General features: G+C 67.9%; 23 protein-coding genes. 11 read left to right on the top strand and 12 right to left on the bottom strand.

Features of this window, described 5'->3' with window-relative positions; genetic code table 11:
• The coding region (locus tag ABY44_RS09210) for a multidrug effflux MFS transporter (RefSeq protein WP_431641128.1) at positions 1-1,156 on the bottom strand (1,156 nt) is incomplete at its 3' end.
• 102 nt (positions 1,157-1,258) lie between these two features.
• Between ABY44_RS09210 and ABY44_RS09205 the strand changes: the two genes are divergently transcribed.
• The 5 genes from ABY44_RS09205 to ABY44_RS09185 all read left to right on the top strand — a co-directional run bounded on the left by ABY44_RS09205 (position 1,259) and on the right by ABY44_RS09185 (position 8,263).
• A complete protein-coding gene (locus ABY44_RS09205) occupies positions 1,259-2,746 on the top strand; it encodes a PLP-dependent aminotransferase family protein (RefSeq protein WP_060171076.1) in 1,488 nt (495 codons plus the stop codon).
• Between the two features lie 218 nt (positions 2,747-2,964).
• Positions 2,965-4,065, top strand: a complete 1,101-nt coding sequence (locus ABY44_RS09200; RefSeq protein ID WP_027791443.1) for an ABC transporter substrate-binding protein — start codon at positions 2,965-2,967, stop codon at positions 4,063-4,065.
• A gap of 114 nt (positions 4,066-4,179) precedes the next feature.
• Positions 4,180-5,952 carry an ABC transporter permease gene (locus ABY44_RS09195; RefSeq protein WP_060171077.1) on the top strand — a complete coding sequence of 591 codons (1,773 nt, stop codon included), beginning with the start codon at positions 4,180-4,182 and terminating at the stop codon, positions 5,950-5,952.
• On the top strand, positions 5,945-7,012 hold the full coding sequence (locus tag ABY44_RS09190) for an ABC transporter ATP-binding protein (RefSeq protein ID WP_060171080.1): 1,068 nt from the start codon (positions 5,945-5,947) through the stop codon (positions 7,010-7,012). The genes ABY44_RS09195 and ABY44_RS09190 overlap by 8 nt, the downstream gene beginning before the upstream one ends.
• 159 nt (positions 7,013-7,171) lie before the next feature.
• A complete protein-coding gene (locus tag ABY44_RS09185; protein ID WP_034196044.1) occupies positions 7,172-8,263 on the top strand; it encodes a porin in 1,092 nt (363 codons plus the stop codon).
• Positions 8,264-8,433: 170 nt separating this feature from the next.
• On the opposite strand, the gene ABY44_RS09180 is transcribed toward ABY44_RS09185, so the two are convergent.
• Both ABY44_RS09180 and ABY44_RS09175 read right to left on the bottom strand, forming a co-directional pair.
• Complete coding sequence (locus tag ABY44_RS09180; protein ID WP_060171082.1) at positions 8,434-9,396, bottom strand: quinone oxidoreductase family protein; 963 nt, start codon at positions 9,394-9,396, stop codon at positions 8,434-8,436.
• A 46-nt stretch (positions 9,397-9,442) separates the two neighbouring features.
• Positions 9,443-9,694: a hypothetical protein gene (locus tag ABY44_RS09175; protein WP_059696293.1), complete on the bottom strand. Its 252-nt coding sequence runs from the start codon at positions 9,692-9,694 to the stop codon at positions 9,443-9,445.
• 95 nt (positions 9,695-9,789) lie between these two features.
• Between ABY44_RS09175 and ABY44_RS09170 the strand changes: the two genes are divergently transcribed.
• Positions 9,790-10,581 (top strand): AraC family transcriptional regulator, encoded by a 792-nt coding sequence (locus ABY44_RS09170; RefSeq protein ID WP_059683327.1) that lies wholly within the window; start codon positions 9,790-9,792, stop codon positions 10,579-10,581.
• 29 nt (positions 10,582-10,610) lie between these two features.
• Here the strand turns inward: ABY44_RS09170 and hpaI are convergent, their stop codons facing one another.
• The 7 genes from hpaI to ABY44_RS09135 are packed head-to-tail and all read right to left on the bottom strand — an operon-like array spanning position 10,611 to position 16,514.
• The gene (gene hpaI / locus ABY44_RS09165) at positions 10,611-11,417 is read right to left on the bottom strand and encodes a 4-hydroxy-2-oxoheptanedioate aldolase (protein WP_060171084.1); all 807 of its coding nucleotides are present in this window, start codon (positions 11,415-11,417) and stop codon (positions 10,611-10,613) included.
• 12 nt (positions 11,418-11,429) lie between these two features.
• Positions 11,430-12,233, bottom strand: a complete 804-nt coding sequence (gene hpaH / locus ABY44_RS09160; protein ID WP_021164056.1) for a 2-oxo-hept-4-ene-1,7-dioate hydratase — start codon at positions 12,231-12,233, stop codon at positions 11,430-11,432.
• Positions 12,234-12,253: 20 nt separating this feature from the next.
• On the bottom strand, positions 12,254-12,646 hold the full coding sequence (locus tag ABY44_RS09155; protein ID WP_027791434.1) for a 5-carboxymethyl-2-hydroxymuconate Delta-isomerase: 393 nt from the start codon (positions 12,644-12,646) through the stop codon (positions 12,254-12,256).
• Positions 12,647-12,679: 33 nt separating this feature from the next.
• Complete coding sequence (hpaD, locus tag ABY44_RS09150) at positions 12,680-13,528, bottom strand: 3,4-dihydroxyphenylacetate 2,3-dioxygenase (RefSeq protein WP_060171088.1); 849 nt, start codon at positions 13,526-13,528, stop codon at positions 12,680-12,682.
• Between the two features lie 49 nt (positions 13,529-13,577).
• On the bottom strand, positions 13,578-15,041 hold the full coding sequence (hpaE, locus tag ABY44_RS09145; protein WP_059696297.1) for a 5-carboxymethyl-2-hydroxymuconate semialdehyde dehydrogenase: 1,464 nt from the start codon (positions 15,039-15,041) through the stop codon (positions 13,578-13,580).
• A 22-nt stretch (positions 15,042-15,063) separates the two neighbouring features.
• On the bottom strand, positions 15,064-15,828 hold the full coding sequence (locus ABY44_RS09140) for a fumarylacetoacetate hydrolase family protein (RefSeq protein WP_124531389.1): 765 nt from the start codon (positions 15,826-15,828) through the stop codon (positions 15,064-15,066).
• On the bottom strand, positions 15,825-16,514 hold the full coding sequence (locus ABY44_RS09135) for a fumarylacetoacetate hydrolase family protein (RefSeq protein ID WP_060171092.1): 690 nt from the start codon (positions 16,512-16,514) through the stop codon (positions 15,825-15,827). Before ABY44_RS09135 ends, ABY44_RS09140 begins: the two co-directional genes overlap by 4 nt.
• A 152-nt stretch (positions 16,515-16,666) precedes the next feature.
• Between ABY44_RS09135 and hpaR the strand changes: the two genes are divergently transcribed.
• Complete coding sequence (gene hpaR, locus ABY44_RS09130) at positions 16,667-17,107, top strand: homoprotocatechuate degradation operon regulator HpaR (RefSeq protein WP_021164054.1); 441 nt, start codon at positions 16,667-16,669, stop codon at positions 17,105-17,107.
• 56 nt (positions 17,108-17,163) lie between these two features.
• Here hpaR and ABY44_RS09125 read toward each other — a convergent pair whose 3' ends face one another.
• Positions 17,164-18,375 (bottom strand): SDR family oxidoreductase, encoded by a 1,212-nt coding sequence (locus ABY44_RS09125; RefSeq protein ID WP_021164053.1) that lies wholly within the window; start codon positions 18,373-18,375, stop codon positions 17,164-17,166.
• Positions 18,376-19,021: 646 nt separating this feature from the next.
• Here ABY44_RS09125 and ABY44_RS09120 point away from each other — a divergent pair.
• The 4 genes from ABY44_RS09120 (at position 19,022) to ABY44_RS09105 (ending at position 23,670) form a co-directional block, all read left to right on the top strand.
• Positions 19,022-19,366 (top strand): DUF3564 family protein, encoded by a 345-nt coding sequence (locus tag ABY44_RS09120; protein ID WP_027791429.1) that lies wholly within the window; start codon positions 19,022-19,024, stop codon positions 19,364-19,366.
• 418 nt (positions 19,367-19,784) lie between these two features.
• On the top strand, positions 19,785-21,680 hold the full coding sequence (locus tag ABY44_RS09115) for a peptidoglycan D,D-transpeptidase FtsI family protein (RefSeq protein ID WP_060171093.1): 1,896 nt from the start codon (positions 19,785-19,787) through the stop codon (positions 21,678-21,680).
• 210 nt (positions 21,681-21,890) lie between these two features.
• A complete protein-coding gene (locus tag ABY44_RS09110) occupies positions 21,891-22,886 on the top strand; it encodes an arabinose ABC transporter substrate-binding protein (protein WP_027791427.1) in 996 nt (331 codons plus the stop codon).
• A gap of 19 nt (positions 22,887-22,905) precedes the next feature.
• Positions 22,906-23,670, top strand: a complete 765-nt coding sequence (locus ABY44_RS09105) for an SDR family oxidoreductase (protein ID WP_060171095.1) — start codon at positions 22,906-22,908, stop codon at positions 23,668-23,670.
• 58 nt (positions 23,671-23,728) lie between these two features.
• On the opposite strand, the gene ABY44_RS09100 is transcribed toward ABY44_RS09105, so the two are convergent.
• Positions 23,729-25,444: a cation:proton antiporter gene (locus tag ABY44_RS09100; RefSeq protein WP_060171098.1), complete on the bottom strand. Its 1,716-nt coding sequence runs from the start codon at positions 25,442-25,444 to the stop codon at positions 23,729-23,731.
• Between the last annotated feature and the right edge of the window lie 187 nt (positions 25,445-25,631).

Below are 25,631 nucleotides of genomic sequence, written 5' to 3'. Positions count from 1 at the left end.
CCGCCAGGAACGCGACGCTCGCCCCGGCCGTGACGACGATCATCGGGCGCGCGGTGCCGTCCGACAGCCACGCCAGCACGCCGCCGCACGCGGCCGTGATCGCCATCTGGATAAAGAAGAACAGCCCGGACGCCGTCCCGGCGATCGTCGTGTACGGCTGCATCACCGCGAACTGGCAGGCCGGGATCGCGATCCCGACGGCGATCATCACGACGAACATCGGGACGACGAGCGCCGCCACCGCCGTCGGCGCGACCGCTCCGCCGATCCACAACGCGGCGGTGCCGGCCAGATTCACGCCCGCCGCCGCCGCGATGACCGAATCGGCCTTCCAGCGCGTGCCGGTCCGCGCGAACACGTGCGAACCGATCAGGTAGCCGAGCACGGTCAGGCCGAAGATCGCGGCATACACCGGGCCGGATACGCCTCGCTGCCGCTGGAACAGCGTCGACGATTCCGCGATGAACGGGTAGTACGTGCAGTACGCGAAACTGATCGCCAGCGAGTAGCGCAGGAAACGGCGCTCGCGCAGCAGGCCCGCGTAGGTCCGCAGGAGCCCCGCGCCCGGCGCCGGCCGCGCGTCGCGTTCGCGGGTCTCCGGCAGGTAGCGCAGCACCATCGCCGCCGCGACCACCCCGCCCGCCGCCAGCGATCCGAACACGCCGCGCCATCCGAGCCACTCGGCCAGCGCGCTGCCGGCCAGCGGCGCAATCACGGGCGACAGCGCCATGCCGGCCGAGATCCGGCCCAGCATCGTCGCCTGCATCGCGGCCGGGAAGCGCTCGCGCACGATCACCCGCCCGACCACCGTGCCGCAGCAGCCGCCCAATGCCTGGAAGATGCGTGCGGCGACGATCGCCGCGATGCTGGTCGAGCACGCGCAGGCGACGCTCGCGACCACGTAGAGGCACAGGCCGCCGATCAGGACGGGGCGACGGCCGTAACGGTCGGACAACGGCCCCGACACCAGCATCGACAGCGCATAACCGACCATGTAGAGGGTCAGCGTGAGCTGCAACTGGGCGTCGGTGCCGTGCAGCGTGTCCGCCATCACCGGCAGCGACGGCAGGTACGCATCGATCGTGACGCGCGGCAGGCACACGACGAGCATCAACAGGAACAGCCAGCCCCACTGGGGTAATGAACGCGTTTTCATGCGGTGAGCCCGCCTCCGGTCGGATCGATGTGGTCGACTGAAATCTAAGGTCAAAGTGATATAAGCTGAAGGGCCATTAAATTCGACACCGACTGGACCACTATGGCGCGAGGCAAAGCCGCGATTCCGCTCGATCTGCCGTGCCCTGCGGGGCTGTCCACGGGCAATCCGCAGTCGAAGCAGGAGTGCATCGCCGACGCGTTGCGCGACGCGATCCTGAAGCGCCTGCTCCCCGGCGACAGCCCGCTGCCGTCCAGCCGCACCCTCGCGGCGCGCTGGGGCGTCGCCCGGGGGACGGTCGAGGCGGCATACGACCGGCTGTGCTCGGAGGGCTACATCGCCCGCGCGCAAGGGTCGGGGTCGCGGGTATGCGCGGTGGTACCGGACAGCTACCTGCGCGCGGCCGCGCAGTCGCGCGGCAACGGCGCGCCCCCTGCCGACGCGCGCCCCGCGCCGGCGCGCACGACCGACGCCGCCGAGCCGGAACAAGGCGTGCGTCCGGGCGTCCCGTTCGTCGCGCGGCTTGCCGATCCCGGCCTGCTGCCGATGCAGCAATGGAAGAAGGCGCTCGGGGCCAGCCTGCTTGCCGCGACGGCGAACGACCTCGGGGCGACGCCGGCACAAGGCGTCGAAAGCCTGCGCGACGAAATCGCCGCCTACCTGCGCGAATATCGCGGCATCCCGTGCAGCGCCGGCGACATCTTCATCACGACCGGCATCCGGCATTCGATCGATCTCGTCGCGCGCACGCTGCTCACGCCCGGCTCGACGGTGCTGATGGAGGACCCCGGCTACGCGTCGGCCTGGCAGATCTTCACGATCGCGGGCGCGACCGTGATCGACGTGCCAGTCGATCGGGAAGGCATCGATACCGCGTCGCTGGACCGGCATCCCGATGCGCGCGCGGCCTACGTGACGCCCGCCCACCAGGCGCCGCTCGGCGTCACGATGTCGGTGTCGCGCCGGCTCGAACTGCTCGACTGGGCGCAGCGCAACCGCGCGTGGATCGTCGAAGACGACTACGACGGCGAATTCAGCTACCAGACCGCCCCGCTGCCCGCGCTGAAATCGCTCGACGCGTGCGATCGCGTGATCTACTGCGGCTCGTTCAACAAGACGCTGTTCTCGGGGCTGCGCATCGGCTTCATGGTCGTGCCGGCGGCACTGCGGCCGGCGCTGTCGGCCGTGTGGCACGCGACCGCGCGCTCGGTCGGCGTGGCGCCCCAGCTGGCGCTGGCCCGCTTCATCGCGCACGGCGATTTTGCGAAGCACCTGCGCGCGGCGCGTCACGCCTACCGCCAGCGGCGCGACATCGTGCTCGACCAGTTGGCGAAACACGCCGGCGGACGGTACGCGGTGTCCGGCGAACACGCGGGCTTTCATTTCGTGCTGTGGCTGCCGCCGGGGATGGACGACGCAACGTATGTCGCGCAAGCCCGGGCGGCCGGCGTCGAGTTGCAGCCGGTCCGCGGATTCTGTCGAAGCGCGCGGTGCGAAGCAGGCGTCGTCGTCGGGTATTCGGCACTGACGGCCGCGCACGCGCGGCATGGCGGCCGGCTGCTCGCGAAGCTGCTCGCGCACCCCGTCTAGGCGCCCCCGCCGTCGTTGCCGCGCCCCGCGGCCCCCCCCTTCCCTCCGTTGCCGGATCGTGCCGCGCGCCGCGAAACGGCGGGCCGCCGCCGCATCGACCTCGGGAAATCCATGACACGAACGACGCGATTGTGAACTGAAATGAAAGCGGGCTGAAAGTGCGCCGCAATTAACATCCGCGTCACTCGAACAACACCTAGACGTAACTGGAGGAAGACATGCCGTTTGCACCGAAGCACCTCGCCGCCGCGCTGGCGGTCGTTCTGGGCACTGCCGCCGGCAGCGCCGCCGCGCAGGTTCCGGCCGGGTATCCGGGGAGTTACCAGGGCGTGATCGACGCCGCGAAGAAGGAAGGCAAGCTGATCGTCTACTCGACGACCGACACGGGCCTCGTGCGCCCGCTGATCAAGGACTTCGAAAGCCTGTACGGCGTGAAGGTCGAGTACAACGACATGAACAGCACCGAGCTGTACAACCGCTACATCAGCGAGAACGCGGCGAGCAGCACGAGCGCCGACGTGCTGTGGAGCTCGGCGATGGACCTGCAGGTCAAGCTCGTCAACGACGGCCTGATGGCGTCGTACGATTCGCCGGAAGGCCCGAACGTGCCGCAATGGGCGCAATACCAGAAGCAGGCGTACGGCACGACGTTCGAGCCGCTGGCGATCGTCTACAACAAGCGCCTGATCCCCGAAAACGAAGTGCCGAAAACGCGCACCGACCTGATCAAGCTGCTCGCGTCGCAACCGGACAAGTTCAAGGGCAAGCTCACGACGTACGACGTCGAGAAATCCGGCGTCGGCTTCAATGCGCTGACGCAGGACGCGCACCTGAACGAGAAGGTCACGTGGGAACTCGTGAAGGCCATCGGCAAGACCGGCCCGAAGCTGCAGTCGAGCACCGGCGCGATGATGGAGCGCATCTCGTCGGGCGAGAACCTGATCGGCTACAACATCATCGGTTCGTATGCGTACGCGAAGGCGAAGAAGGACAAGTCGATCGGCTACGTATTCCCGAAGGACTACACGCAGATCGTGAGCCGCCTCGCCACCATCTCGAAGAAGGCGAAGAACCCGAACGCCGCCAGGCTGTGGGTGGACTACCTGCTGTCGAAGCGCGGCCAGACCATGATCGCGAACCAGGCGAACCTGTACGCGATCCGCACGGACGTGACCGGCGAGACGTCGGCCGCGAGCCTCACGAAGGAACTCGGCGATTCGCTGAAGCCGATCCAGATCGGCACCGGCCTGCTCGTCTACCTGGACCAGTCGAAGCGGCTCGCGTTCCTGAAGCAATGGCAGCAGGCGATCAAGAGCTGATCCGCTGATCGGCTCCGGCTGACCCATGGCCGCCCGCCGCACGTCGCGCGGGCGGCCCCTTCCCCTTACCGACTTCCTTGAGGCGGCCATCCGGATGGCCGCAGGGGCGAACTCATGCTTTCAACCAGCACCCGCGGCACGGCACCGGCCGCACCACCCGCCGCCGGCCTGCGCGACGCCATTCCCGCGCTGCCGGTCAACAGCCTGCAGCCGCTCGCCGGCATGCTGCGCTGGATCGTCGTCGCGGTACTCACCATCGCCGTCGCACTGCCGCTCGGCTTCATCCTGTTCCAGAGCCTGCTGTCCGCGCCGTTCTTCGATGCGAACAAGACGCTCGGCATCGAGGGCTTCCGCTTCGTCTTCAGCGATCCCGACTTCTGGTCGGCCGTGAAGAACTCGTTCATCATCGCCGGCGGGATGCTGTTCATCTCGATCCCGCTCGGCGGCATCCTCGCGTTCCTGATGGTGCGCACCGACCTGCCCGGCCGCCGCTGGCTCGAACCGCTGCTGCTCACGCCCGTGTTCGTGTCGCCGATGGTGCTCGCGTTCGGCTACGTGGTCGCGGCCGGCCCGGTCGGCTTCTATTCGGTGTGGTTCAAGGAGCTGTTCGGGGTGCAGAACGTGCCCTGGAACGTGTACTCGATCTTCGCGATCACGGTGATCGTCGGCCTCACGCACGTGCCGCACGTGTACCTGTATTCGTCGGCCGCGCTGCGCAACCTCGGCTCGGACGTCGAGGAAGCCGCGCGCGTCACGGGCGCCCGCCCGTTCCGCGTCGCGCTCGACGTGAGCCTGCCGATGACGATGCCCGCGCTGCTGTTCGCCGGCGTGCTCGTGTTCTTCCTCGGCTTCGAGGTGTTCGGGCTGCCGCTCGTGCTCGGCGACCCGGAAGGCCACCTCGTGCTCGCGACCTACCTGTACAAGCTGACCAACAAGCTCGGCGTGCCGTCGTATCACCTGATGGCCGCGGTCGCGGTGTGCATCGTCGCGATCACGTTCCCGCTCGTGCTGCTGCAGCGCCGGCTGCTGAAGACGGCGAACCGCTTCGTCACCGTGAAGGGCAAGGCCGGCCGTACGACGGTGCTGCCGCTCGGCGTGTGGCGCTGGGTTGCGCTCGCGATCGTCGTGCTGTGGCTGATGCTGACCGTGATCGTCCCGATCTCGGGCATCGTGCTGCGCGCGTTCGTGACCAACTGGGGCGAAGGCGTCGCGCTCGCCGAGGTGCTGACGCTGTCGAACTTCATCGAGCTGTTCGAGCAGGACAACCTGGTGCGCGCGATCGTCAACACGCTCGGCATCGGCGTGATCGGCGGCGCGCTCGCGATCGGCTTCTACTCGCTCGTCGCGTTCGCCGGCCACCGCCGCCCCGACTGGGCGACCAAGCTGCTCGACTACCTCGTGCTGCTGCCGCGCGCGGTGCCCGGCCTGCTCGCCGGTCTCGCGTTCCTGTGGATCTTCCTGTTCGTGCCCGGCCTGCGCGAGTTGAAGAACTCGATGTGGAGCATCTGGATCGCGTACACGGTCGTCTGGCTCGCGTACGGGATGCGGCTCATCCAGAGCGCGCTGCTGCAGGTCGGCCCGGAACTCGAGGAAGCCGGCCGCAGCGTCGGCGCGACCCGCAGCCGCGTGTCCCTCGACGTGACGCTGCCGCTCGTGCGCTTCGGCCTGCTCGCCGCGTGGCTGCTGATCTTCATGATCTTCGAGCGCGAATACTCGACGGCCGTCTACCTGCTGTCACCCGGCACAGAAGTGATCGGCGCGCTGCTCGTGTCGCTGTGGGCGACCGGCGCCGTCGACCAGGTCGCCGCGCTTTCTGTCATCAACATCGCGATGGTCGGCGCCGGTCTCGGCGTGGCCCTGCGCTTCGGAGTGAAACTTCATGGATAAGCTCATCGTCGACGACCTGCATCTCAGCTACGGCGCCAATCCGATCCTCAAGGGCGTGTCGTTCGAACTGAAGGCCGGCGAAGTCGTGTGCCTGCTCGGCGCGTCGGGCAGCGGCAAGACCACGCTGCTGCGCGCGGTGGCGGGCCTCGAACAGCCGTCCGACGGCCGCATCCAGCTCGACGAACGCGTGTTCTTCGACGGCGCGCAGCGCATCGACCTGCCGGTCGAACAGCGTTCGCTCGGCCTCGTGTTCCAGTCGTACGCGCTGTGGCCGCACCGCACCGTCGCCGACAACGTCGGCTACGGGCTCAAGCTGCGCCGCGTGGCGCCTGCCGAACAGAAGCGCCGCGTGCAGACCGCGCTCGACCAGCTCGGCCTCGGCCATCTCGCCGAACGCTTTCCGCATCAGTTGTCGGGCGGCCAGCAGCAGCGTGTCGCGATCGCCCGCGCGCTCGTCTACAACCCGCCGGTGATCCTGCTCGATGAGCCGCTGTCGAACCTCGACGCGAAGCTGCGCGAGGAAGCGCGTGCGTGGCTGCGCGAGCTGATCGTGTCGCTCGGGCTGTCGGCGCTCTGCGTGACGCACGACCAGACCGAAGCGATGGCGATGTCCGACCGCATCCTGCTGCTGCGCAACGGCCGCATCGAACAGGAAGGCACGCCGGCCGAGCTCTACGGCGCGCCGCGTTCGCTGTACACGGCTGAGTTCATGGGTAGCAACAACCGGATCGACGCGCGCGTCGCGGCCGTCGACGGCGAACGCGTGACGCTCGCCGGCGACGGCTGGGAGCTGCAGGCCCTCGCCCGCGACACGTTCGCACCGGGCCAGGACGCGCAGGCCGTGATCCGCCTCGAACGCGTGCAGGTCGCCGACGGCCCGGGCGCGAACCGGCTGCAGGCCGACCTCGTCACGTCGATGTATCTCGGCGATCGCTGGGAATACCTGTTCCATTGCGGCGAGATGCGCCTTCGCGCATTCGGCCACGTGCCGCGCGCAGCGGGCAAGCACTGGATCGAATTCCCGACCAACGACTGCTGGGCGTTCGCGAAAGCGGGCTGACCCGGGCGCGGCGGCACGCTCGCCGTCGCGCACGCACACCGCGCACATCTCGTCATGTGATGACATGCCTTCCGGCGGACGTCTTCCGGCGTCTGTCGTGGGCTACTGCGCGCCGCATCCGTTTCACCCCAACCCACAAGAACCAAGGAGACACCGTCAATGAAGTCACGCGCAGAACGTTCGATTCGCACAGTAGTCCTCACGGGATCGGCCGCCGCGGCCTGCATCGCCGCACCCGCCGCGCACGCGCAGTCGTCGGTCACGATGTACGGGATCATGGATGCCGGCATCGAATACACGAACCACGCGGCGCCGGAGGGCGGCAGCGCGGTCAAGCTGAAGTCGGGCAACAAGAACACGTCGCGCTGGGGCCTGCGCGGCGTCGAGGATCTCGGCGGCGGGCTGAAGGCCGTGTTCCGCCTCGAAAGCGGGATCGACCTCGCGAACGGCGCGCTCGACGACGGCCCCGATTCGATCTTCGCGCGCCGCGCGACGGTCGGCCTGAAAAGCAAATGGGGCGAACTGACACTCGGCCGCAACTACACCGTCACCTACGACTACATGCTGCCGTTCGACCCGATGGGTTACGCGCAGAACTACTCGTGGGCCTCGGCATCGACGGCGACGGGCGGCCGCAAGGACGGCATGTTCACGCGCTCGTCGAACGCGGTGCGCTACGACGGCGAATTCAGCGGGTTCAAGTTCGGCGCGCTGTACGGCTTCGGCAACGTGCCGGGCAGCGTGAAGACCAGCTCCAAATACGATTTCGCGGTCGGCTACGAGAAAGGCCCGTTCGCCGGGGTGGTCACGTTCGACCGGCAGAACGGCGCGGCCGACAGCGTCACGCCGGCCGATACCGTCAACTACATCCAGGGCATCCACGCGGGCCTGAGCTACGACTTCGGCAATCTGAAGACGATGGCCGGCTATCGCAACTACAAGCGCACGTTCCGCACCACGGCGGCGAACCAGTTGAGCGACACGTACTGGCTCGGCGGCTCGTACCAGTTCACGCCGGCGTTCTCGCTGATCGCGGCCGTCTATCACCAGAACATCAAGGGCGGCAGCGATGCCGACCCGACGCTCGTGTCGTTGCGCGCGAACTACGCGCTGTCGAAGCGCACCGTGCTGTACGCGGCCGGCGCGTTCGCGATTGCGAAGCACGACCAGAAGGTCGGCGTGTCGCGCGATTTCGTGGGCTACGGCACCACGCAGGTCGGCGTCACGGCGGGGATTCAGCAGCGGTTCTGAGCTTGACGATACGGGCGGCGAGCGGTCTTCCAATCGCGCCGCCCGTCTTGTGCGGTTCATCGCGCGCGTGCCGCCCTGCATCGCATCCGCCGCGCGCATCAGCGTGACAACGGGCGATCGGCCAGCTTCCCGCACACGACGGCCGCGCCCTCATCCGTAGCCCTTGCCGGTCATTCGCCCCGCAACGTGAACACCAGGCGAACGAGGCTGCTCGTATCGCTCCAGTGCTCGCCAACCGCCGACAGCGGCACCGTGCGCGTGTCGATCGTCAGCCCCGCCGGTCCGGCCGCGTCGAACACACCGCGCACCGACGCCAGCAAGCGCGGCAGCGACACGCTGCCGATGCCGCTACCCATCAGTTCGATCGCGGTCGCCCGCAGCACCGCCCCCGGCAGCAGCACGTCCGCGCCGCCGATCGAGCCGATCTGCACGAAACGCAGCCGGCGGCCCTCGGGGGTCGCCTTCGCGGCGGCCACCAGCAGCGTCTGCGCGCTGGCGCCCCACAGATAATCGAGCACGACGTCCACGCCCGCGCGGAAATGCGGTTCGAGCGCGCGTGCCAGATGTGCGTCGTCCTGCTGCAACGACACGACGGCATCCGCGCCGGCATTCAGCAACGCCTGCAGCGCGGCCGCGTTGCGGCCCGTCGCGATCACCTTCGCGGCGCCGAGATGCTTCGCGATCCGCACCGCCAGCCGCCCCGACGTACCTGTCGCACCGTTGACGAGTACCGTCTCGCCCGCGACGAGCCGCGCGCGTTCGGTCAGCGCCGCCCACGACGACATCCCGGGAATCGCGATCGCGGCCGCCGTGACGTCGTCGAGCGTATCCGGCAGCGGCACGCACCGCGTATCGGGCGCGATCGTGCGTTCGGCCATCGCACCGAACGGTGCAGGCGTACCGAAGAAGTAGACGCGTCGACCATCATCGAGTCGGCCAACCCCGTCGACGCCAACGACGAACGGATAACGCCCGTCCGACGAGTAATGCGTGCCGGCCGCGCGCCCCTGCGCGATCCGGCTCAGCGCGGACGCCGTCACGTCGATCAGGCTGTGGCCCGGCATCGCGTGCGGCGCATCGAACTCCATATGAACGGGGCGCTCGCCGGCGCCCGTCACGACTGCTGCTTTCATGACGACTCCTTGAATCGGGGATCTCGATCGACGGTCGCGGTGCGCATCAGCGTGCGTCGAGCCACGCGCGCAGCGCGGGATCGCGCACTTCCAGCACGTCGAACAGGCCGAGTGCCCGCAGCGCGGGCAACGCGTCGATCGTGTCGACTTCGGCGCGCGCCCGGTCGGCGGGCGTAGCGTTCGGGTCGGTCAGCACCCGCGCGTTGACCAGAAACGCGCCGACGGTTCCCTTGCGGATCGTCGTTCCGCCGGCATCGACTTGGTTGGCATGGTCGGGAAGCATCTGTTCGGCTCGCATCGTGTCGTACTCCGGTTGTTATCGATGGACGCAGTGTAGGCGTGCAAATTCGGCCGATCTCCGGTATAACGGCCATTCGATACCGCTATCCGGCCATGTCCGATCCGCTCCTGCCCGCCCGCTTCGTCACGTCCGACGACGGCCCGTTCGTCGTCGCTGCCGTGCTGTCACAACGCGACCCGCGCGTGACGCCACCTCATTCGCATGCGCGCGGCCAGCTCGTCGGCGCGCTGAGCGGGTTGCTGACGATCGGCCTCGACGACCAGGACTGGGTCGTGCCGGCGATCCATGCGATCTGGATTCCACCGCATTGCCGCCATTCGTTGCATTCTTTCGGGCCGATTTCCGGCTGGTCGGCGTTCATCGCCGAAGCGCGCTGCGCGGCGCTGCCGGATACGCCGCGCGCGATCCGCACGACGCCGCTGCTGCGCGAAGCCGTGCAGCGCGCGGCGAGTTGGGAGGGTTCGGAGCTGGATGCCGCTCGAACCCGGATCGCCGACGTGATCCTCGATGAAATCGCGTCGTCGGAAGTCGAGGCGCTGGGGCTGGCGCGGCCGCAGGATCCGCGGCTGACGAGGATCACCGATGCGCTTGCCGCGGATCTCGCGGACAACCGGCGGCTGGAGGAATGGGCCGAATGGGCGGGAATCAGCGCGCGGACGATGAGCCGCCGCTTCGTGGCCGAGACGGGGCTGACGTTCGCGCAGTGGCGTCAGCAGGCCAGGCTGCTGCGGGCGCTGGAGAAAATCGCCGACGGCGTGCCGGTGACGACGATCGCGCTCGATCTCGGGTACGACAACGTGAGCGCGTTCATCGACATGTTCAGGCGGGCGTTGGGGACGACGCCGGGGAAGTATATGGAGGCGGGGCGGCACAGCGACGCATAGCGCCCTCTACCGTGCCGTCGGAGACCGGTTCAATACGTCCCGTCCCCCTTCTTAACCGCCTCACCCCCTTTCCCCTTGAACTGCCCCGCCAACCGCTCCGCACTCCTCGCCAGCAGCGTCGTATCGACCCCGACCGCGACGAACAGCGCTCCCGCTTCCAGATAACGCCGCGCGGACGCCTCATCCGCGCTGAGAATGCCCGGCGCCTTGCCGGCCGCCTTGATCGCCCGGATCGCGCCATCGATCGCGGCCTGAACGTCCGGGTGCCCCGGATGGCCGAGGTGCCCGAGATCGGCCGCGAGATCCGCCGGCCCGATGAACACGCCGTCCACGCCCTCGACCCGCGTTATCGCATCGATCGCGTCGAGCCCCGCGCGTGTCTCGACCTGCACAAGCACCGCCATCTCGTCGTTCGCGCGATGCAGGTAATCGTCGACGCGATTCCACCGCGACGCACGCGCCAGCGCGCTGCCCACGCCGCGAATCCCGTGCGGCGGATAGCGCGTCGCGGCCACCGCCGCACGCGCCTCGTCGGCGCTCTGCACCATCGGCACGAGCAACGTCTGCGCGCCGAGATCGAGCACCTGCTTGACGATCACCGGATCGTTCCACGGTACGCGCACGACCGGATGCGACGGATACGGCGCGATCGCCTGCAACTGCGCAAGAATCGTCGGCACCGTATTCGGCGCATGCTCGCCGTCGATCAGCAGCCAGTCGAAACCGGCGCCCGCGACCACTTCCGCGCTGTACGGATTGGCGAGCCCGAGCCACAGCCCGACCTGCGCGTCGCCGCGCGCGAGCGCGGCCTTGAATACATTCGTCGGAATCTGCATCGTTCGCTCACCTCACTCGAAGTAGCACTGGATCGTCCCGAGCGGACCGTAGTCCACGCTGAACGTGTCGCCCGGCCGCGCCGCGCACGGCCGCGTGAACGAACCGCCGAGCACGATCTGCCCCGGCTCCAGCGCGACGTCGAAGCGGGCCAGCCGGTTCGCGAGCCACGCGACGCCGTTCGCCGGATGGTTCAGCACGCCGGCCGCGACGCCCGTTTCCTCGACCACGCCGTTACGCGACATGATCGCCGCTACCCACCGCAGGTCGACGTCCTGCGGCTTCACGGGCCGCCCGCCGATCACCACGCCCGCGTTCGCCGCGTTGTCGGCGATCGTGTCGAACACCTTGCGCGGCCGTTTCGTATCGGGGTCGATCGACTGGCTGCGCGCATCGATGATCTCGAGCGCGGGCACCACGTAGTCGACTGCGTCGTACACGTCGAAGATCGTGCAGTCCGGGCCGGTGAGCCGCTTGCCGAGCACGAACGCGAGTTCGACCTCGACGCGCGGCACGATGAAGCGCCCGGTGGGGATCGTGCCGCCGTCGGCAAAGAACATGTCGTCGAGCAGCGCACCGTAGTCGGGCTCGTCGATCTGCGACGTGTTCTGCATCGCCTTCGACGTGAGGCCGATCTTGTGGCCCTTCAGCGTGCGTCCTTCCGCGAGCTTGAGGGCGACCCATGCGCGCTGGATCGCATACGCGTCGTCGATCGTGATGTCGGGATGGTCGAGCGAGATCTGGCGAATCTGCTTGCGCTCGCGCTCGGCGTCGTGCAGACGCTGCGCGAGCTGGTCGATGAGGGCGGTTTCGAGCATGGTCGGATCGGGAATGGGGTTCAGCCGGCCCGCTTGTAGCGGGCATGGATGTTGTTGTGCTTGTACGAGCCGCTTTCGCTGAACTCGGTCAGTTCCATCGACAGCGCGAGGTACCGTTTCGCGTACAGTTCCGCGAAATGCGCCTTGATCGCGTCGAACAGCGCGTCGCACGCGGCCTTTTTCTGCGCGTCGCTGCGGCCCGAGCCGATCTTCAGCGTCACGTGCACGAACGCATCGTCTTCCGTGCCGTCGGCTACGCAGTAGTCCTGCAGTTCGATCGCGCGCGAGCGGATGCCGCCCGTCGGGAATACGCCGCCCTGCGCGATCAGCGTCGCGTTGATCGTGCGCAGCAGCGCGGGAATGCGTGCGTCGTCGCGGATGTTCGCGGTGTATTCGACGACGATATGTGGCATGGCGGGTCTCCAGTCGAGTGCGTGGCGCGGTGCTCAGGCCACCGGGAAGATCGCATTGATCTGCCCGGTACCCGAACTCGCGAAATAGTCGGTGACGATCTCGACGGGTTTATCGTAGCGATCCCAGCCGAGCAGGCCGAGCAGCATCGCCGTGTCGTGCATCCCGCCTTCGCCGTGGCAATGCGTGTTGTACTCGGGCAGCATCGCGCAGAAGGTCTTGAAATCGCCCTGCTTCCACAGCTCGACCACACGCAGGTCGACCTGCCGGAAGAATTCGCGGCTGATCTGGTGGATCGATTCCTCGGGGCTGCCGTTGTCGTTGAAGCGGTGCGACAGCGAGCCGCTCGCGAGGAATGCGACGTTCGAATCGCTTTTCTCGATCGCATCGAGCAGCGCCTCGCCGAAGCGCCGGCTTTCGTCGAGCTGATGCCACATGCACCAGCCGGCGATCGACACGACCTTGAAGTGCTGGTCGGCGTTCATGTAGCGCATCGGCACGAGCGTGCCGTATTCGAGTTCGAGGCTGTCGATCTCGTGCGCGCGCGTCGCGACGCCGCGCGCGCTGGCCGTCTCGGCGATCAGCCGGCCGAGCGCCGGGTTGCCCGGATATGCATACTCCATGTCGCGGATGAAATGCGGCAGCTCGTTGCTCGTGTACGTGCCCGCGAATCGCGCATTGCAGTTCACGTGATAACCGGCGTTGACGAGCCAGTGCACGTCCGACACGACGATCGTGTCGACACCGAGCGCGCGGCAGCGCTCGCCGATCAGTTGATGGCCGCGGATCGCCGCCTCGCGGCAGCCGTGATGCCTGCCGGGCAATTCCGACAGGTACATCGACGGCACGTGCGTGATTTTTGCGGCGAGGGACAGTTTGCCCATCGTTCAAGTCTCCGTTTGGTTCTTTCGTGCTGCAGACGTCCCGCGCCCGTCACACGCCCCAGCGCGGAATGTGGTGCGAACCCATCGAGATGCACACGTTCTTGATCTCCGCGAACACCTCGAAGCTGTATTCGCCGCCCTCGCGCCCGGTGCCCGACTCCTTCACGCCGCCGAACGGCTGGCGCAGGTCGCGTACGTTCTGGCTGTTCACGAACACCATCCCGGCCTCGATGCCGCGCGCGAGGCGATGCACCTTGCCGACATCCTGCGTCCAGATGTACGACGCAAGGCCGTACGACGTGTCGTTCGCGAGCCGCAGCCCTTCTTCCTCGTCCTCGAACGGAATCAGGCACGCGACCGGCCCGAAGATTTCTTCCTGTGCGACGCGCATCCGGTTGTCGACGTCGGCCAGCACGGTCGGCCGCACGAAGTTGCCGTTGCGCAGGTGGTCGGGCAAGCCCGCCGGCTTGTCCGCGCCGCCCGCAACCACACGCGCGCCTTCCTGCTCGCCGATGCGGATATAGCCCGTCACCTTTTCCCAGTGCTGGCGCGTGATCATCGCGCCGAGGTTCGTGGCCGGATCGGACGGATCGCCGACCACCAGGTTGTTCGCGCGGCGCGCGAATTCCTGCACGAAGCGGTCGTAGATCGTGCGCTGCACGAAGATCCGCGAGCCGGCCGTGCAGCGTTCGCCGTTGATCGAGAAGATCGTGAACAGCGACGCGTCGAGCGCGCGGTCGAAATCGGCGTCGTCGAAGATCAGCACCGGCGACTTGCCGCCGAGCTCCATCGAATACTTCTTCAGGCCCGCACGCTCCATGATCCGCTTGCCGGTCACCGTACCACCGGTGAACGACACCGCACGCACGTCCGGATGGCGTACCAGTGCGTCGCCGGCCGTCGCGCCGTAACCCTGCACGACGTTGAGCACGCCCGGCGGGATACCGGCTTCGAGCGCGAGGCGGCCGAGCTGGTCGGCCGTCAGCGGCGACAGTTCCGACATCTTCAGCACGGCCGTGTTGCCGAGTGCGAGGCACGGCGCCGTCTTCCACGTCGCGGTCATGAACGGCACGTTCCACGGCGACACCAGCGCGCACACGCCGACCGGCTGGTACAGCGTGTAGTTCAGCATCTGGTCGTCGACCGGATAGGTGCGGCCGTTCATCTGCACGCACACTTCCGCGAAGAAGTTGAAGTTCTCGGACGCGCGCGGAATCAGCTGCTTGCTCGTCTGTGCAATCGGCAGGCCGGTGTCCTGCGTCTCCAGTGCCGCGAGCATCGGCACGTTCTTTTCGATCAGCTCGCCGAGCTTGCGCATCAGCTTCGCGCGCTCCTTGGCGGGCGTGTTCGCCCATTTCGGGAAGGCTTCCTTCGCGGCGCGCACGGCCGCGTCGACTTCGGCCTCGCCGCCCGATGCGACGTCGGTGATGACTTCCCCCGTCGCGGGATTCAGCGTCGTGAACGTCTCGCGGCTCTCGACTTCGCGGCCGTCGATCCAGTGCTTGATGGTCATGCTCTCTCCTTGGGCGACGGGCTCAGCCCGCGCGATAGTAGTCTGCTTCGCCGACGATCGTGTTCACGAGCCGGCCGATCCCTTCGATCTCGGTCACGACCTCGTCGCCCGGCTTCGTGTCCGCCAGCCCCTCGGGCGTACCGGTCAGGATCAGGTCGCCCGGCGAGAGCGTCATGAAGCCGCTGATGTGCTCGATCAACGCCGGCACGTCGAAGATCATGTCGCGCGTGCTGCCGCGCTGCGTCTCCCGGCCGTTCACCGTCGTGCGCAGCGTCAGGTCGCCCGCATTGCCGATCTCGTCGCGGCTGACGAACCACGGCCCGAGCGGCGTGCAGGTGTCGCGGTTCTTCACGCGCAGGTTCGGACGGTAGTAGTTCTCGAGATAGTCGCGGATCGCGTAGTCGTTCGCGACCGTGTAGCCGGCCACGTAGTCGAGCGCCTGCGCGCGGCTCACGTTGCGCGCGGGCCGGCCGATCACGACGGCCAGCTCACACTCGTAATGCATGTGGGTGGCGTCCGCCGGGCGCACGGTGCGCGACCGGTGGCCGATGAACGTGTTCGGCCCCTTCAGGAAGATCAGCGGTTCGCTCGGCGCCTTGAACGCGAGCTCCTTCGCATGGTCGGCGTAGTTGAGGCCGAGCGCGAACGTGGTGCGCGGCGCGACGGGCGGCAGCCACGCAACCGCGTCCTCGGCAACGACCCGCCCCGTATCGAGACGGATCGCGCCGTCGCCGGCCGGTTCGGCCGCATGCAATGCGCCGTTGTAGATCACGCGTGCCGTCTTCATCGTGTTTCCTCCGCGATCAGCGTGTGCCGCAAGGTACCGATGCCGGCGGCGGCTATCTCGATCGTGCTGCCCGCGCGGGCGCGCGGTGCGCCGCCCGCGACGCCGAGCAGCAAGACATCGCCCGCGTCGAACGACATGAAGGCCGTCACGTCGGCGATCAGTTCGCGCACGGAGCGGATCAGCGTGGCCGTCGAGGCGGACACGGCCACCTCGCCGTCGATCCGCACGGTCAGGCCGATCGTGTCGACATCGCCAAGCGCGGCGGCCGGCACGATGGCCGGGCCCATCGGGCAGAACCCGTCGCGGCACTTGAAGCGCACGGCGGGACGGTAGTAGTCGGGATGGGGGACCGACACGTCGCTGGCGAGCGTGAAGCCGTGAAGGTAGTCGAGCGCCCGCGCGGCCGGCACGCGCGTCGCGCGCCGGGCGAACACGACTGCCACCGACGCGCCGATCTCCAGGGAGTCGACGCCGGCCGGCACGACGACGGTCGCGCCGTCGACCGCATGCGTGTTGGCGGGCTTGATGTACAGGATCGGCGCCTGTGGCGGGCGGCCATAAGGCGGTGCGTTCACGGCGTCGCCGAGCGCGTCGAGCGCCGCACGCTCGTTGAGCAGCGCACCGTAGACGGTACCGATGGCGACCGGCAACGGCGGCGCCGCGGCGGTCATGCAAGACAGCTCCATGCGTCATTCCCCTGCCGCGCGTCGCGGCGCATCGTCAATACTTAACATCTTAAGTAAACAATCGAACGCTGGCAACCTCGATTACCCTGATACGCGAAATTCACTCCTTTCGGCTGTTAAGATTGATGCATCCCCGTCCACTGCTCACCCCGATGAACCGTACGCTCGACCATCGCAACCTGGCCATGCTGCTGCTCGAGGCCCGCGAAACGCTGATGGGTCTGTTTCGCCCCATTCTCAAGGAATTCGCGCTGACCGAACAGCAATGGCGGATCATCCGCGTGCTCGACGGCGAACCGGCGCAAGCGCTCGAAGCGGGTCAGATCGCGCGGCGCTGCTGCATCCTGAGCCCGAGCCTCACGGGCGTGCTGGAACGGATGGAGCGCGACGGCCTGATCACGCGCACGCGCGCGCAGGAAGATCAGCGCCGGCTGCTGGTGAGCCTGACGCCGCAAAGCAGGAAACTGGTCACGGAAATCGGCCCGCGGATCGACGAGCAGTACCGGCAGCTCGAATCGCGGTTCGGCGAGGACGGCCTCGAAGACATCTATCGCGCGCTCGACCGGCTCATCGAGCTCGGCGGCAACACGTGATGACGGCCCCCGTTCCCGCCAGCCGCGGGAACGGGGGCCGGTGCGGCGCGGGCGGGTCAGTGCACCGCGCCGCGCATCAGCTCGGTCACGGCCACGCCGCGCGACGTGCGCATGCATTCCTCGACGTAATCGATGAACGGCAGCGGCTCGAAATCGATTTCGTCGCGCACGCGACGGTTGTCGAACACGCGATCGACCGTCGCGAATTCCCCGCAGCGCTGCAACGCCCGGCCGATCACGCGCTCGAGTGCCGGATCGGTTCGTCCGAGCACGTCGCGCACCACGAGCGGCAATTCGGCCGGCGCACACGCCGCGTAGCGCGGTGCGCCGGTCATCCCCGCCGCCTCGTCCATCGCACGCACGATCTGCGCGACCTGCGGCGCCTCGTCGCCGGCCGACACGTGATACAGGTCGTGTGCGAGCGTCGGCTTGACGGCCAGCAGCATCGTCGCGCGCGCCACGTCGTCGACCGACACGATATCGATGCGCGTCATCGGTCGCGCGGTGAAGCGGCGTGCGGCATGCGCCAGCCGGAACATCCAGAACGAATTCGGCGCGGGCCGCGTACCGAGCACCGTGTGGCCGACCACATGCGACGGCCGCACCACGACGAGCGGCAGCCCCAGCGCACGCAGGCGCTGCTCGGTCTCCGCCTTCGCGTGCAGGTAGTCCGCGGCGAGCACCGCGCCCGGCAGGCCTTCTTCGTCGCGCGCGACGTCGTTCGCCGCGTCGCCCGCCGCCTCTTCCTGCACGATCCCGCCACGGCCCGCATGCGCGTAGGCCGTGCCGACGTAGACGAAGCGCAGCAGGCGCGGCGCCCGTGCAAAACGCTCGGCGAAGCGCACCGCATCGGCGATGTCAGCCCGCAGGTGCGCGCCGTCGGCCGGCGACGCGTGGCCTGCGCAGTGAATCACGTGCGTCGCGGCGGCGAGGCGCGGTGCGTCGGCGCCCTGCCACACGTCGCCGAGCGCACCGACAATCACGTTCGCGTCGGTCAGGCGCGACGCCCAGTACGGCGCCAGCCCCGCGCGCAGCGCCGCTTCGCGCAGTCGCGCGACGGCATGGCCGCGATCCTGCGCGCGCACGACGCAGACGATGCGGTCGAGCAGCCCCGCATTGACGAGCGCCGTCAGGACGGTACTGCCGATGAAGCCGGTTGCGCCGGTCAGCACCAGCCGTCCGACGTTCGCCGCCGCGACCGGTGCGCTGGCCGGCGACACGAGGCTCGTCCGCCAGTTGAGCGACAACGCGGTTTTCCAGATCAGCACGATAGTCTCCTTCGAAGAATCGGCCGGGCGGCGCGGCGCCCGCGGTTGCGGGCTGCGCACGGCTCACCGGCCGGGCCGGGGCCTGACGCGCGCCCCGGCAGTCCCGATCGGGCGTGCGGCCCGCGATCGCGTCGATCGCGTCTCTGGCACGAGGCGGCGGCAGCCGCCGAGGACGGGCGTCCGCGGCACTGGATCGGGAATATCTCAGTGTGGGGCCCGACCGCAGGCAAGTCTGTCCCGAAAGTTTCGTGAAAGTGTGCCGATTTGTATGCGATTGTCGGAGTCTGTCGTCCAGCAATGCAGTCGGAACGCCTCAACATCAGGTCGCGCCGCCCTCCGGCATGGCGGAACCGCGTCGGCCGGCCCGGTTTCCGCGGCCGGTCGCGCGCGACAGATCGACGCGCCTCGCGGCGATGTCATCCCATGTCTCGAAGATCGACCGGGCCCTGATCGGCGCCGCGATCGCCGTTAGGCGTGTGCCTGCGCGCGCTGCCGGAATAACCATGAATCGTCAGACGTCGTTTCATCTGAAACCGCAATGAACTCAATTCGGATTTATTGAGGATTATCACTTGCGTTTCACACCAGTCTATCTAGACTGATCAAGTCAAAACGGTCGAATGTTCATTTTTTGGAGACGATCACAATGCGCCTCACCATTCGGATTAATGGCAGCGAATCAGCAACCCGAAACTCGTTCGCGGTACTGTGGGTCGACACCGACGAAGGACTGTGGTCGCGCGAGGCACATCAGGGCATCGATCTTCCGGCCTGGGGCAAGGTCCGCGACGTCGAGGGTGCGATGGCGCTCTGCGCGGCTGATGGCGGGAATGCCGTGTGCCAGTTGAAGGGACTGTCGTTCGGTGCGACCCAGCGCGAACAGGGCTCCGCCGTACTCGCCGGCAATCATCCCGGTGCATGGCGGCTGCAGGCGGTCGATCGCTGCACGAGCGAGCCGGAATACCGGGAATTCATTTCCGTCACCCGGTAAAAATGATCGACGTAATTCGTCTGCGGTTTTCGGGTTTATTCCGGTTTCAGTGATATTCATTTCGATATTCAGTATTAGCGGCGCCCCTTTTCGGGGCGTTTTCATTTTCTGGTGCAAATAAATAATCGCGAGCCGGGCAATTGACCGCGCGCCGGGGGGCGGTCGGCATCGATTGTCCGGGAGATCGTGTGAGCGGATCGATACGCGCAGAATCGGCCGCCTTCAATCGCCTGCTGCGTCGGTGAAACTCCGCTTCCGCCCTCTTTTCGTACGCCCTGTTCCGCCCTTTGCCGGATCGCCGATTCGCGCCTTTTCACGGGGCCGGAACATACTTTCCCCACACGGCGTTTACTCATTTATTACAATCGCATTATTCAGACTGACTCGCCGCCCTCCGGCGGCCCGACCCGGCCATTGCATGAGCGTGAAAAAGAAGACCCACCCCGCCGATCCGTACGCGGCCGCGACCAAGAACCCGATGCTCGCGTCGCGCCTGCCGATGTGGCGCTCGAAGCTGATCGTGATCATCGTGTTCCTCGCGTTCGCCGCGCTGATCGGCCGCGCGTTCTGGGTGCAGGTCGCGAACAAGGAGTTCTACGTCGGCCAGGGCCAGAAACGCTACCAGCGCACGATCGAGCTCGACGCGACGCGCGGGCGCATCGTCGACCGCAACGGCGCGATGCTCGCCGTCAGCCTGTCGACCTATGAAATCTGGGCGAACCCGAAGCAGGTCGCCGACACCGACTACCCGCAGATCTCGAAGCTGCTCGACATGCCGCTCGTCGAGGTCAAGCGGCGCCTCGGCAACGACAAGACATTCGTGCTGCTCAAGCGGCAAGTCGACGCCGACACCGCGGGCAGGCTCGACAAGCTCGCGATCGACGGCATCACGCAGATCGCCGATTCGAAGCGCTTCTACCCGGAAGGCGAATCGGCCGCGCACGTGGTCGGCTTCACGAACGTCGAGGACAAGGGCCAGGAAGGCGTGGAGCTCGCGGCGAATGCGCGCCTGTCGGGCACATCCGGGCAGCGCGAGGTGATCCGCGACCGGCTCGGCCGCATCGTGTCGGACACGCGCCCGCTCGTCCCGGCGCAGCATGGCGCGACGATCGAGCTGACGATCGACCGCCGCATCCAGCAACTCGCGTTCAGCCAGCTCAAGGCGGCCGTGATCGAGAACAACGCGGTGGCCGGCAGCGTCGTGGTGCTCGACGCGCAGAACGGCGAGATCCTCGCGCTGGCGAACTACCCGACCTTCGACCCGAACGACCGCGCGCGCCTCACCGGCCAGCAGTTGCGCAACCGCGCGGTGATCGACACGTTCGAACCGGGCTCGACGATCAAGCCGCTCGTCGTCGCGCTGTCGATCGACGAACGCAAGGTCACGCCGAACACGATCATCAACACGTCGCCGGGCACCTACAAGATCGGCCCGGCCGTGATCCACGACACGTCGAACCACGGCTCGCTGACGGTCTCGCAGGCACTGCAGAAGTCGAGCAACGTCGCGCTCGCGAAGCTCGCGCTGAACCTGCCGGCCGAAACGATCTGGAACAAGTACCAGGAATACGGGATCGGCCGCGCGCCGGAACTGACGTTCCCGGGCGTCGCGTCGGGCCGGCTGCGCGGCTACAAGCGCTGGCGGCCGATCGAGCAGGCGACGATGGCATACGGCTACGGCCTGTCGATGTCGCTGCTGCAGATCGCGCAAACCTATACGGCCTATGCCGGCGACGGCACGCTGCACCCGGTGTCGCTGCTGAAGAACGGCACCGACCAGCAAACGATCGACGCGCATCGCGGCCACCGCGTGACGTCGCCGCAAACGGCCGCGTCGATCCGCTCGATGCTCGAGATGGCGGTCGGCGAAGGCGGTACGGGCCGCCGCGCGCGCGTCGACGGCTACCGGATCGGCGGCAAGACCGGTACCGCGCGCAAGCAGGTCGGCGCGACCTATGCGAAGGGCAAGTACCGCGCGCTGTTCGCGGGGATGGCGCCGATGAGCAACCCGCGCCTGATCGTCGCGGTGATGATCGACGAGCCGCGCGGCAAGGGCTACTACGGCGGCACGGTGGCCGGCCCGGTGTTCGCGTCGGTCACGAGCGGGTCGCTGCAACTGCTCGGCGTGCCGCCCGACGCGCAGGTCGAGCCCGAGAAGACGCCGCCGGCGAAGCCCGCCGCGCCGCAGAAAACGGTGGCCGCGCCGCAAGCGGCTGCGCAAACCAGGACGGCTGCGGCACCGAAAACCACCGCACCGCTGAAGACTGCCGCGCCGTCGAAAGTACCGGCTCATCCGGCCACCGCGGCCGGATGAGCGCGGCACGTCCCCGCGACACGGCGCCCGCCGGCGCGCGCGGCACACCGGCGGCCGCCGGCCGCCACGCATTTCCCCGCCATCGGGCACTGTCCCACTTTCTAGGAACGCCGCGCATCATTTGAGCGTTCCCGCTCGCTCCTCCTACAATTTTTCCGCGTGTCGGGCAGCCCTGCCCGTGCGCGCGACTACAAAAAAGGAGAGAGACGCATGCGATTCCACTGGAAGACGCTCGCACTGGCCATCGCGAGCGCGGCACTGGTCGGCGGGGTACCCGCCCATGCCGCCGACCCCGCCGACGTGAAAATCGGCTTCCTCGTCAAACAGCCGGACGATCCGTGGTTCCAGGACGAATGGCGCTTCGCCGACCAGGCGGCGAAGGAAAAGCATTTCACGCTGATCAAGATCGCGACGCCGAGCGGCGAAAAGGTATCGACCGCGCTCGACAGCCTCGCCGCGCAAAAGGCACAGGGCGTGATCATCTGCGCACCCGACGTGAAGCTCGGCCCCGGCATCGCGGCGAAGGCGAAGCGCGCGGGGATCAAGCTGATGTCGGTCGACGACCAGCTCGTCGACGGCCGCGGTGCACCGCTCCAGGGCGTGCCGCACATGGGCATCTCCGCGTACAAGATCGGCCAGCAGGTCGGCCAGGCGATCGCGGACGAGACGAAGCGGCGCGGCTGGAACCCGGCCGAGGTCGGCATCATCCGGATCGCATACGACCAGTTGCCGACCGCACGCGAACGCACGACCGGCGCGGTCGATGCGCTCAAGGCCGCCGGCTTCCCGGCCGCGAACGTGATCGATGCGCCAGAAATGACGGCCGACACCGAAGGCGCGTTCAACGCGGCGAACATCGCGCTCACCAAGCATGCGAATTTCAAGCGCTGGGTCGCGTTCGGCTCGAACGACGACACGACGGTCGGCGCGGTGCGCGCCGCCGAGGGGCGCGGCATCGGCGCGGACGCGATGGTCGCGGTCGGCATCAACGGCAGCCAGATCGCGCTCAACGAATTCGCGAAGCCGAAGCCGACGGGCTTCTACGGCTCGATCCTGCTGAATCCGCGCCAGCACGGCTACCAGACGAGCATCGACATGTACGACTGGATCACGAAGAACCAGGCGCCGCCGCCGCTCGTGCTGACGTCCGGCACGCTGATCACGCGCGACAACGAAAAGCAGGCACGCGCCGCGCTCGGCCTGTGAGCCGGCACAAGGAGCCGACATGACACGCACCACCCTCGTGACGGGCGCCGCCGGCGGCATCGGCCAGGCGCTGTGCCGCACCTTCCTCGCCGCCGGCGACCGCGTGCTCGCGCTCGATCGCGACCGCGCGGCGCTCGACCGCTTCATCGATACGCTCGGCGACGCGCGCGTGACGCCGGTCGTCGACGACCTGACCGACGCCGAGCGGCTGCAATCGACGCTCGAATCGCATCCGCAGGCCGACGTGCTCGTCGCCAACGCGGGCACGGCCGCGTCGACCACGCTGCGCGACACGACGCCCGCCACCTGGCGCACGGATCTCGACGCGAACCTGACGGCCACCTACATGAGCGTCGAAGCCGTGCTGCCCGGCATGCGCGCACGCGGGCGCGGTGCAATCGCGATCATCGGTTCGGTCAACGGCGTGCATGCGCTCGGGCATCCGGCGTACAGCGCGGCGAAGGCCGGGTTGATCAGCTACGCGAAATCGCTCGCGATCGAATTCGGCCGCGACGGCGTGCGCGCGAACATCGTGCTGCCGGGCACCGTGAAGACACCCGCATGGGAAGCGCGCGTGCAGCGCAATCCGCAGGTGTTCGAGCAATTGAGGAAGTGGTATCCGCTCGACGATTTCGCGACGCCGGACGACGTCGCGCAGGCCGCGCTGTTCCTGTGCTCGTCTGCGGCGCGGATCATCACGGGCGTCGCGCTGCCCGTCGACGGCGGCCTGCTGGCCGGCAATCGCGTGATGGCGCAGGAGCTGACGCTCGAGACGTTCTACTGAAACCGAAGCACGCGGCGCCGGCGGCCGCGCGGGCCGCCCGGCGCGCTGCCGTGCGCCGTCAATGCGCGGTCGCGACCGGCTTCGCCATCCTGCCGAGCACGTGCTCGGTCATCCCGCGCGCGAGTTCGGTCTCGCCCATGAACACGGTGCCGATGCCCTCGTTCGACAGCAGCGCGGCCTCGTCGCCGCTGTTCGTGCACAGCACGACCTCGAGCGCCGGGTTGAGCGTGCGCGAGATCTCGACGATCTGCCGTACGTCGAACACATCGGGCAGCGTGACGACCAGCATCCCGGCGCGCGCGATATGCGCCTGCACGAGCACGATCGGCTCGATCGCATCGCCCGACACGGCGGCAACGCCTTCCGCGCGCAATTTCTCGACGAGCTCGCGATTCTGCTCGACGACGACGTACGCGATGCCGCGCTCGTCGAGCGCATGGGCGATCCGCGTGCCGACCTTGCCGTAGCCGACGATCACGACCTGCCCGGTGAGATGCGTCTGCGGCGTCGACATCGGCAGCGCGGCGAGCGGATCGTCGCGCGCCTCGAGCTTGCGCGCGAACGCCGAATGCTTGCGGATCCACGCAAGCGCCGGATCGATCATCGCGAACAGCAGCGTGTTCATCGCGATCGAGATCAGCGCGACCGCGAGGATCAGGCTCTGCCCCTCGGCCGACAGCAGCCCGAGCGCACGGCCGAGCCCCGCGAGGATGAACGAGAACTCGCCGATCTGCGCGAGGCCCGCGCCGACCGTCAGCGCGGTATTCAGCGGATAGCGGAATGCGATCACGAGCGCGACCGCCGCGAGCGTCTTGCCGATCACCACGATCGCCGCGACCTCGATCACGTGCAGCGGCTCCGCGAGCAGGATCTTCGGGTCGAACAGCATCCCGACCGAAATGAAGAACAGCACCGAGAACGCATCGCGCAGCGGCAGCGTCTCGTCGGCCGCGCGCCGGCTGAACTCCGACTCGCGCATCATCATCCCGGCGAAGAACGCGCCGAGCGCGAACGACACGTCGAACAGCTTCGCCGCGCCGAACGCGATGCCGACCGCGGCCGCGATCATGCACAGCGTGAACAGCTCGCGCGAGCCCGTGCGCGCGACGAGCCACAGAATGCGCGGGAACACGCGCTTGCCGACCACCAGCATCAATGCGATGAACGCCGCGACCTTCAGCATCGTGACGCCGAGCGTGCCCCACACGCTGCCGCCGGCCGCGTGCGCGTCGCCGGGCGGCGTGCCGCCGAGCAGCCCCGCGACGGGCGGCAGCAGCACGAGCACGAGCACCATCACGAGATCCTCGACGACGAGCCAGCCGACCGCGATGCGCCCGTTGACCGTCTCGACGAGCCCGCGCCCTTCGAGCGCACGCAGCAGCACGACGGTACTCGCCACCGACAGCGCGAGCCCGAACACGAGCGCCGCACCGACGCTCCAGCCCCAGGTGAGCGCGAGGCCGCCGCCGAGCAGCGTGGCCACCGTGATCTGGACGATGGCCCCCGGCAGCGCGATCTTGCGCACCGCGAGCAGATCGCCGAGCGAGAAATGCAGGCCGACGCCGAACATCAGCAGCATCACGCCGACTTCGGCGAGCTGCTGCGCGAGCGACAGGTCGCCGACGAAACCGGGCGTGCCCGGGCCGATCACGATCCCGGCGAGCAGATAGCCGACGAGCGGCGGCATTTTCAGCAGCGACGCGAAGTAACCGAAGACCATCGCGAGACCGAAACCGGCCGCGAGCAACGCAATCAGGCTGATGTCATGAGGCATCCCCCCTCCCGAGTTCTTGTAACGATTTAGTAAGGTTCAAGAACGAAAGGATAAGGGATGAGGCGGAAGAATGGCGCGCCGCCGCGAAAAATTCACGCGGCGGCGCGCCTTGGCGGGGTACAACCCCGGCGAATCGAAAGGCACCGCGCGGATCGCGCGCCGCCTTGAAGCACATCGGACAGGCGGG

The sequence above is a fragment of the Burkholderia sp. ZZQ-2 genome (genome assembly GCF_050768715.1).
Classification (GTDB): Bacteria; Pseudomonadota; Gammaproteobacteria; order Burkholderiales; family Burkholderiaceae; genus Burkholderia; species Burkholderia cepacia.
Note: the sequence above shows the minus strand (reverse complement) of the source record. Positions and strands in the feature narration are given on the sequence as shown.

Bases quoted from the DNA above. Each gene is read 5' to 3' on its own strand.
- ABY44_RS09195 (WP_060171077.1), top strand. From the start codon at position 4,180: ATGCTTTCAACCAGCACCCGCGGCACGGCACCGGCCGCACCACCCGCC.
- ABY44_RS09175 (WP_059696293.1), bottom strand. From the start codon at position 9,694: ATGCGAGCCGAACAGATGCTTCCCGACCATGCCAACCAAGTCGATGCC.
- ABY44_RS09135 (WP_060171092.1), bottom strand. From the start codon at position 16,514: ATGGAGCTGTCTTGCATGACCGCCGCGGCGCCGCCGTTGCCGGTCGCC.
- ABY44_RS09100 (WP_060171098.1), bottom strand. From the start codon at position 25,444: ATGCCTCATGACATCAGCCTGATTGCGTTGCTCGCGGCCGGTTTCGGT.
- hpaI (WP_060171084.1), bottom strand. From the start codon at position 11,417: ATGCAGATTCCGACGAATGTATTCAAGGCCGCGCTCGCGCGCGGCGAC.
- ABY44_RS09155 (WP_027791434.1), bottom strand. From the start codon at position 12,646: ATGCCACATATCGTCGTCGAATACACCGCGAACATCCGCGACGACGCA.
- ABY44_RS09180 (WP_060171082.1), bottom strand. From the start codon at position 9,396: ATGAAAGCAGCAGTCGTGACGGGCGCCGGCGAGCGCCCCGTTCATATG.
- ABY44_RS09115 (WP_060171093.1), top strand. From the start codon at position 19,785: ATGAGCGTGAAAAAGAAGACCCACCCCGCCGATCCGTACGCGGCCGCG.
- hpaD (WP_060171088.1), bottom strand. From the start codon at position 13,528: ATGGGCAAACTGTCCCTCGCCGCAAAAATCACGCACGTGCCGTCGATG.
- ABY44_RS09120 (WP_027791429.1), top strand. From the start codon at position 19,022: ATGCGCCTCACCATTCGGATTAATGGCAGCGAATCAGCAACCCGAAAC.
- ABY44_RS09110 (WP_027791427.1), top strand. From the start codon at position 21,891: ATGCGATTCCACTGGAAGACGCTCGCACTGGCCATCGCGAGCGCGGCA.
- ABY44_RS09200 (WP_027791443.1), top strand. From the start codon at position 2,965: ATGCCGTTTGCACCGAAGCACCTCGCCGCCGCGCTGGCGGTCGTTCTG.
- ABY44_RS09185 (WP_034196044.1), top strand. From the start codon at position 7,172: ATGAAGTCACGCGCAGAACGTTCGATTCGCACAGTAGTCCTCACGGGA.
- ABY44_RS09205 (WP_060171076.1), top strand. From the start codon at position 1,259: ATGGCGCGAGGCAAAGCCGCGATTCCGCTCGATCTGCCGTGCCCTGCG.
- ABY44_RS09140 (WP_124531389.1), bottom strand. From the start codon at position 15,828: ATGAAGACGGCACGCGTGATCTACAACGGCGCATTGCATGCGGCCGAA.
- hpaR (WP_021164054.1), top strand. From the start codon at position 16,667: ATGAACCGTACGCTCGACCATCGCAACCTGGCCATGCTGCTGCTCGAG.
- ABY44_RS09105 (WP_060171095.1), top strand. From the start codon at position 22,906: ATGACACGCACCACCCTCGTGACGGGCGCCGCCGGCGGCATCGGCCAG.
- ABY44_RS09190 (WP_060171080.1), top strand. From the start codon at position 5,945: ATGGATAAGCTCATCGTCGACGACCTGCATCTCAGCTACGGCGCCAAT.
- hpaH (WP_021164056.1), bottom strand. From the start codon at position 12,233: ATGCTCGAAACCGCCCTCATCGACCAGCTCGCGCAGCGTCTGCACGAC.
- hpaE (WP_059696297.1), bottom strand. From the start codon at position 15,041: ATGACCATCAAGCACTGGATCGACGGCCGCGAAGTCGAGAGCCGCGAG.
- ABY44_RS09170 (WP_059683327.1), top strand. From the start codon at position 9,790: ATGTCCGATCCGCTCCTGCCCGCCCGCTTCGTCACGTCCGACGACGGC.